Below are 6288 nucleotides of genomic sequence, written 5' to 3'. Positions count from 1 at the left end.
CGCCGGTGCGCAGCCTCGCCGACTGGCTGCGCGGCCTGCCGCCCGCAAGCGGCCGCCGCTTCGTGCTGAGCCTGCGCACGCCCGAGCCGCTGCAGGCCGAGGCCGGCGCTGCGCTGACCTTCCTCAGCGGCCCCGAAGGCGGGCTCAGCGAGGCCGAGGAGGCAGCAGCCGCGGCCAGCGGCTTCGCACCGGCCAGCCTCGGCCCGCGCGTGCTGCGGGCCGACACGGCGCCGCTCGCGGTGCTCGCGCACCTCGGGCTCACCGGCCTGGGGCTGTCGCCGGGCGCCTGACCGGCCGAGCGGTCTTGTGGTCGACACGGGCGGCGCCCACAATCGCCGTTCCCACTCCAAGGAGCACCTCATGGGACTGCTGGATTCCGTGGTCGGCATGGTGGCCGGCCAGAGCGACCCGACGGGCCAGGGCGGCGGCAACCAGGCGGCGCTGATCGCCGCCGTGGTGTCGATGCTGAACTCGAACAGCGCGGGCGGAGGCCTCGGCGACCTGATCTCGCGCTTCCAGCAGGGGGGCCTCGGCTCGGTGATCGGTTCGTGGGTGTCGACCGGGCACAACCTGCCGATCTCGGCGGAGCAGCTGCAGAGCGTGCTCGGCTCAGGCCAGCTTGCGCAGATCGCCGAACAGCTCGGCCTGTCGCAGGACGAAGCGGCCGCGCAGGTGTCGCAGGTGCTGCCGCAGGTGGTCGATCACCTCACGCCGAACGGGGAGTTGCCTGAGAGCGCTGCCGGCAGCATGGGCGACATCGGCAGCTTGATCGGGAGCTTGCTGCGGCGTTGAAACGTCGGCGGGCCGAGCGCCGGGCCGCCCCAAGCCGGCCCGCATCCCCTTGGGGGATCGACCGGCGTACCCGCCGGGCGAGGGGTTGTCATGACCTCAGCGCGCTGAACCCGCGACCAGGTCGAAGCGGAACAGCCGGCACTCGATCGGGCCGTTCCACATCGGCGTGCGCTTCGATTCCTTCAGGCGCATCGCGCCGGGCAGCTTCATGTCCGGGCTCAGCACATAGGCCGTCCAGCCGCCTTCGTGCTGCGTGTACGCGCGCTTCCAGTGAGCGGACAGCCGCGGGAAGAAATCAGCGACCAGCGCCTTGTTGTCGCCATCCGCGTCCTCGCGCGCCGGCGCTGCCGCGCGCGCCTTGCCCGCGACCTCGATGCGCTCGCCGTACGGCGGGTTGATCATCAGCGTGCCGGGCAGCGTGGCCGGCAGCGCGGGCGCCGGGCGCTCCAGCGCATCGCCGCCGTTGAACTGGATCGCGTCCTCGACGCCGGCGCGCTGCGCATTGCGGCGCGCGAAATCGACCATCCGGAACGACACGTCGCTCGCGTGGATGGGCACCGCGCTCGCGTGGATGCGTGACTGCGCATGGCTCTTCAGGCGCTGCCATTGCGCACGCATCTCGGCATCGGCGAACGGCAGCAACCGCTCGAACGCGAAGCGGCGCTTCAGCCCGGGCGCGATGCCGCAGGCGATCTGCGCGGCCTCGATCGCGATCGTGCCGGAGCCGCAGCACGGGTCGTGCAGCGCGCCGCCGGCCTCGGGCGTGCCGCGCCAGCCGGCGGCGGCCAGCATCGCGGCAGCCAGCGTCTCCTTCAGCGGCGCGTCGCCCTTGTCCTCGCGCCAGCCGCGCTTGAACAGCGGCTCGCCCGAGGTGTCGACGTACAGCGACGCCCGCTCCTCGCCGACGTGCAGCAGCAGCGGCAGGTCGGGGTGGCGGGTGTCGACGCTCGGGCGCGTGCCGGTGGCCTCGCGCAACTGGTCGCACACCGCGTCCTTGATGCGCAGCGCGGCGAAGTTCAGGCTGCGCAGCGGGCTGCGGTGCGCGGTGGTGTCGACGCGCAGCGTGTGCTCGGGCGTGATCCACTGCTGCCAGTCGACGCTGCGCGCGAGCTCGTACAGGTCGTGCTCGTCGCGGTACGGCCCCTCGGCCACCTCGGCCAGCACGCGCTGCGCGAGCCGGCATTCGAGGTTCAGCGTCATCACGTCCTGCGGGTCGCCGTCGAGCGCGACGCCGCCGCGGCCGGCGTGCACCTGCGCGGTCGGCAGGATGCGCAGCACCTCTTCTTCGAGGAGCGCTTCAACGCCCGCGGCACAGGGCAGGAACAGGGGGAGGGCGCACATCGGGATTCAGTTCAGAGAGACTTGCGGAGGTTCGCGGGGGCGATCTTCAGCGCTTCGCGGTACTTCGCCACCGTGCGGCGCGCGACCTGGATGCCCTGCTCTTCCAGCATGTGGCTGAGCTGGCTGTCCGACAGCGGCTTGGCCGCGTCCTCGGCACTCACCAACTGCTTGATCAGCGCCCGCACCGCGGTGCTCGAGGCATTGCCGCCGGCCTCGGTGTTCAGCGACGAGCCGAAGAAGTACTTCAGCTCGAAGGTGCCGAACATCGTGGCCATGTACTTGGCCGTCGTCACGCGCGAGATGGTCGACTCGTGCAGGCCGAGCTCGTCGGCGATCTCGCGCAGCACCAGCGGCTTCATCGCGATCTCGCCGTGCGTGAAGAAGCTCTTCTGCCGCTCGACGATCGCCTGCGAGACGCGCTGGATGGTGTCGAAGCGCTGCTGGATGTTCTTCATGAACCAGCGCGCCTCCTGCAGCCGCGAGCTCAGCGCGCTGCCACCGGCGCCGCCGGAGCCGCGGCCCTGGCGGATCGCCTGCGCATAGAGGTCGTTGATGCGCAGCTTGGGCATCACGTCGGGGTTCAGCACGACCTTCCAGTTGCGGCCCGATTTCTGCACGATCACGTCGGGCACGATGATGTTGGCCTCGGCCCGCGCGAACGGGCGGCCGGGCTTCGGCTCCAGCGCGACGATCAGCGTCTGCGCTTCCTTGATCAGCTCCTCGTCGGCGCCGGTCGCGGCCATCAGCTTCTTCATGTCGCGCCGGGCCAGCAGGTCCAGGTGCTGCTTGCAGATGATGATCGCGATCATCTGCGCCTCGCAGCGCTCCTGCGCGCGCAGCTGCAGCGTCAGGCATTCGCCCAGGTTGCGGGCGCCGACGCCCAGCGGCTCCATGTTCTGCAGCCACTTCAGCGCGCACTGCAGGCGCTCGAGGATCTCCTCCTGCTGCTCGGGGTCGCCGGCCAGTTCGGCGGCGATCTCCTCGAGCGGGTCGGCCAGGTAGCCGTCGTCGTCGAGCGACTCGATCAGCACGGTGATCGCGATCGCATCTTCGGCGCTGACGCGCATGCCGAGCAGTTGCTCGCGCAGGTGATCCTGCAGGCTGGGGGCCTGCGGGTTGCGGTCCTGGCCGTCGAAGTCGTCGTCGGGGTTGCTGCCGCTGCCGGCCGCGCTGGGCGTCTCGCGGATGCCGTCGAAATCGTCGCGCTCGGTGCCGTTCTCCCAGTCCTCGCGCTCGGTCGCGCCGAACTCGGCGCTGTCGACGCCGGCGGACTCGTCGGGCGCGGTCTCGGCCGACGACTCGCTCGCGGTGCTGCTGTCGGCCTCGCGCTCGGCATTGCGCTCCGACGTGGTCAGCCGTTCGGTCAGGGGCTCGGACGGAGCCGCTTCTTCCAGCTCGGCCTCGAGGAAGGGGTTCTGCTCCAGCATCTGCTCGACTTCCTGGTGGAGTTCGAGCGTGGAGAGCTGCAGCAGCCGGATGGACTGCTGCAACTGCGGCGTCAAGGCCAGGTGCTGCGACAGGCGGACCTGAAGGGAGGGCTTCATGTGTCAGCCCTCACATGCGGAAGTGTTCGCCGAGGTAGACCTTTYGCACATCGGCGTTGTCGACGATCTCGGCCGGCGTGCCCTCGGTGAGCACACGCCCCTCGCTGATGATGTACGCGCGGTCGCAGATGCCCAGCGTCTCGCGCACGTTGTGGTCGGTGATCAGCACGCCGATGCCACGGCTCTTCAGGAACCCGATGATCCGCTGGATCTCGATCACCGCGATCGGGTCGACGCCGGCGAACGGCTCGTCCAGCAGGATGAAGCGCGGCTGCGTGGCCAGCGCCCGGGCGATCTCGACGCGGCGGCGCTCGCCGCCCGACAGCGCCGGGGCCGGGCTGTCGCGCAGCTTCTCGATGCTCAGGTCATTCAGCAGGTCGCCGAGCAGCTTGTCGACGGTGGCCTTCGGCAGCTCCTTGCCGTCGGGGCCGCGCTGCAGCTCGAGCACGGCGCGGATGTTCTCCTCGACGGTCAGCTTGCGGAAGATCGAGGCCTCCTGCGGCAGGTAGCTCAGGCCCAGGCGCGAGCGCTGGTGGATCGGCAGGCGCTCGACGCGCTGGCCGTCGATCAGGATCTGGCCGTCATCGGCGCGCACCAGGCCGACGATCATGTAGAAGCTGGTGGTCTTGCCGGCGCCGTTCGGGCCGAGCAGCCCGACGACCTCGCCGCTGCGCACCGACAGGCGCACGTCCTTGACGACCTTGCGCGCGCCATAGGTCTTCTGCAGGCCGATGGCCTCGAGCCGGCTGGTGTCGGCGGCAGCGGTGCTGGCGGGGACGGCGCTCAACGGCGTGCTCCCGAGGCGGCCTGCGACGCCGCTTCGGCGGCGGCCGGCGTGCCTTCCTTCGGCGTGAACACGTAGCGCACGCGGCCGGTCGGGTTGCTCGGGGTCACCGCGGCGCTGCCGCCGGCGACGGTGAACAGCTCGGCCGTGCCGTCGTAGGTGATCAGCGCGCCGGTCACTTCGTCGGCCACCGCGGTGCCGCGCAGCCGGCGCACCGAGGCCTTGTTGACGAAGCGGATGGTGTCGAGCTTGCTGTCGTACTCGAGGCGCTCGGCCTCGCCCTCGACGAATTCATTCACGCCCTCGCGCTTCTGCCGGAAGCTGGCCGGCTGGGTCGGCGTGCCGACGGCGATGGCGGACTGGTAACCGTCCGGTCCCTCGCGCACCTCGATGCGCGCCGCCTTGATCAGCATCGTCCCCTTGCTGACGACGACGTTGCCGTTGAACACCACCAGCTGGTTGATCAGGTCGACCTTGCCCGGCTGGTCGGATTCGACTTCCATCTTCTTCAGCCGGTCGGCCCGTTCGGCCTGGGCCGGCAGCGCCGCGGCGAGCATGCAGCCGGCGGCGACAAGCGCCAGCCGACGCCGGGAGAAAAGGGAGGTGTAGGTAAGTGGGGTCATTGCGGCATGAAACTTGCAGGCCATTCTAGCCACAGTTTCATGCCGTCGGGGTTACGAGATGAAGTCGGCGTTGCACCGACTGGGGGTCTCAAGCGCCAGCGCGCGACTTCTGAATGAGGAAGTCGGTGACCTGCAGCATGCGCTCGTTGGTGCCGGCCAGCGACCCCGACGTGAAGTAGCGGCCATTGATGCCCAGGGCTGGCACGCCGTCGAGCTTGTAGGCCTCGGCCAGCTTGGCGGCCTGCTTGGTCTTGGTCTGCGTCGAGAACGAGTTGTAGGCCTCCAGGAACTTGGCGCTGTCGATGCCGTTCTTGGCCATGAAGGCGGCGATCTCGTCGGGCTTGTCCAGGCGGGCGTGCTCGTTGTGGATCGCGTAGAAGACCTTGCGGTGCATCGCCTCGACCTTGCCCAGCGTCTCGAGTGCATAGAAGATCTTCTGGTGCGCGACGAAGGGCTCGTCGCGGAACGCGACCGGCACGCGGCGGAACACCACGTCGGCCGGCAGCTTCTTCTGCCAGGCGTCGAGCGCCGGCTCGAAGGCGTTGCAGTGCGGGCAGCCGTACCAGAAGAATTCCAGCACCTCGATCTTGCCCGGCGTGGCAGGCGACACCGGCTGCGCGAACTTGATGTAGTTGGTGCCCTCGACCGGGGCGCCTTGCGCGAGGGCGCCGGTGCTGGCGGTGAGGCCGATGGTGCCCAGGCCGGCACCGCCCAGGCTGGCTCCGACCAGCTGTGCCGAGAAATCGCGACGGTTCATGTTCAGTTCCAAAGTGGTAGGGATCAACGACGAGCGGTGGAGTCGGTGTCGGATGGAAAAGTTCAGGGCTGCTCTTTCGATCCCGGCTTACTTCTGCACGCGGACCAGCGCCGATTCCACCCCCACGCCATCCAGTTTTTCCTTCGCCAGGTCGGCGTCTTCCTTCTTGTCGTACGGGCCGAGGCRCACCCGGAACATCGTGCGCCCGGACTGCTCGCGCTCGGTGATCTTGGCCTGCAGGCCCATCATCGCCAGCTTGGCCCGCTGCTGCTCGGCATCCTCGACGCGCCCGAAAGCGCCTGCCTGGACGAAGTAGCTCAACGCATCGGAGCCGGGTTTGGTGGACGCGATCACCGGGGCGGGCGGGCTGGCCGGCGTGGCCGCTGCCGTCGCCGGGCTGCGGCCTTCGAGGATGGCGGCCGGGTCGCGGCGCGGGCTGCTGGCGGC

General features: G+C 69.8%; 8 protein-coding genes. 2 read left to right on the top strand and 6 right to left on the bottom strand.

Annotated elements, in window-relative coordinates:
• Together AC1DXV_RS29960 and AC1DXV_RS29955 are read left to right on the top strand one after the other, a co-directional pair.
• A partial coding sequence (locus tag AC1DXV_RS29960) for an RsmE family RNA methyltransferase (protein WP_477937088.1) occupies positions 1 to 290 on the top strand: 290 nt, incomplete at its 5' end.
• 70 nt (positions 291 to 360) lie between these two features.
• On the top strand, positions 361 to 792 hold the full coding sequence (locus tag AC1DXV_RS29955) for a YidB family protein (protein WP_477937086.1): 432 nt from the start codon (positions 361 to 363) through the stop codon (positions 790 to 792).
• A gap of 96 nt (positions 793 to 888) precedes the next feature.
• Here AC1DXV_RS29955 and AC1DXV_RS29950 read toward each other — a convergent pair whose 3' ends face one another.
• The 6 genes from AC1DXV_RS29950 to AC1DXV_RS29925 form a co-directional block, all read right to left on the bottom strand.
• Positions 889 to 2133 carry a THUMP domain-containing class I SAM-dependent RNA methyltransferase gene (locus tag AC1DXV_RS29950; protein WP_477868434.1) on the bottom strand — a complete coding sequence of 415 codons (1245 nt, stop codon included), beginning with the start codon at positions 2131 to 2133 and terminating at the stop codon, positions 889 to 891.
• 11 nt (positions 2134 to 2144) lie between these two features.
• Complete coding sequence (locus tag AC1DXV_RS29945) at positions 2145 to 3677, bottom strand: RNA polymerase factor sigma-54 (RefSeq protein ID WP_047501338.1); 1533 nt, start codon at positions 3675 to 3677, stop codon at positions 2145 to 2147.
• 10 nt (positions 3678 to 3687) lie between these two features.
• Positions 3688 to 4464 carry an LPS export ABC transporter ATP-binding protein gene (gene lptB / locus AC1DXV_RS29940; RefSeq protein ID WP_477937084.1) on the bottom strand — a complete coding sequence of 259 codons (777 nt, stop codon included), beginning with the start codon at positions 4462 to 4464 and terminating at the stop codon, positions 3688 to 3690.
• A complete protein-coding gene (gene lptA / locus AC1DXV_RS29935) occupies positions 4461 to 5084 on the bottom strand; it encodes a lipopolysaccharide transport periplasmic protein LptA (RefSeq protein ID WP_477868432.1) in 624 nt (207 codons plus the stop codon). Before lptA ends, lptB begins: the two co-directional genes overlap by 4 nt.
• Before the next feature lie 88 nt (positions 5085 to 5172).
• A complete protein-coding gene (locus tag AC1DXV_RS29930) occupies positions 5173 to 5841 on the bottom strand; it encodes a thiol:disulfide interchange protein DsbA/DsbL (protein ID WP_477868430.1) in 669 nt (222 codons plus the stop codon).
• An 87-nt stretch (positions 5842 to 5928) separates the two neighbouring features.
• Positions 5929 to 6288 (bottom strand): SPOR domain-containing protein (locus tag AC1DXV_RS29925; protein ID WP_477937082.1); only part of this gene is annotated, 360 nt, incomplete at its 5' end.

This window comes from Rhizobacter sp. P3_C12, from assembly GCF_056402735.1.
The sequence above is the reverse complement of the archived record's forward strand: the minus strand, read 5'-3'. Positions and strand labels throughout refer to the sequence as shown.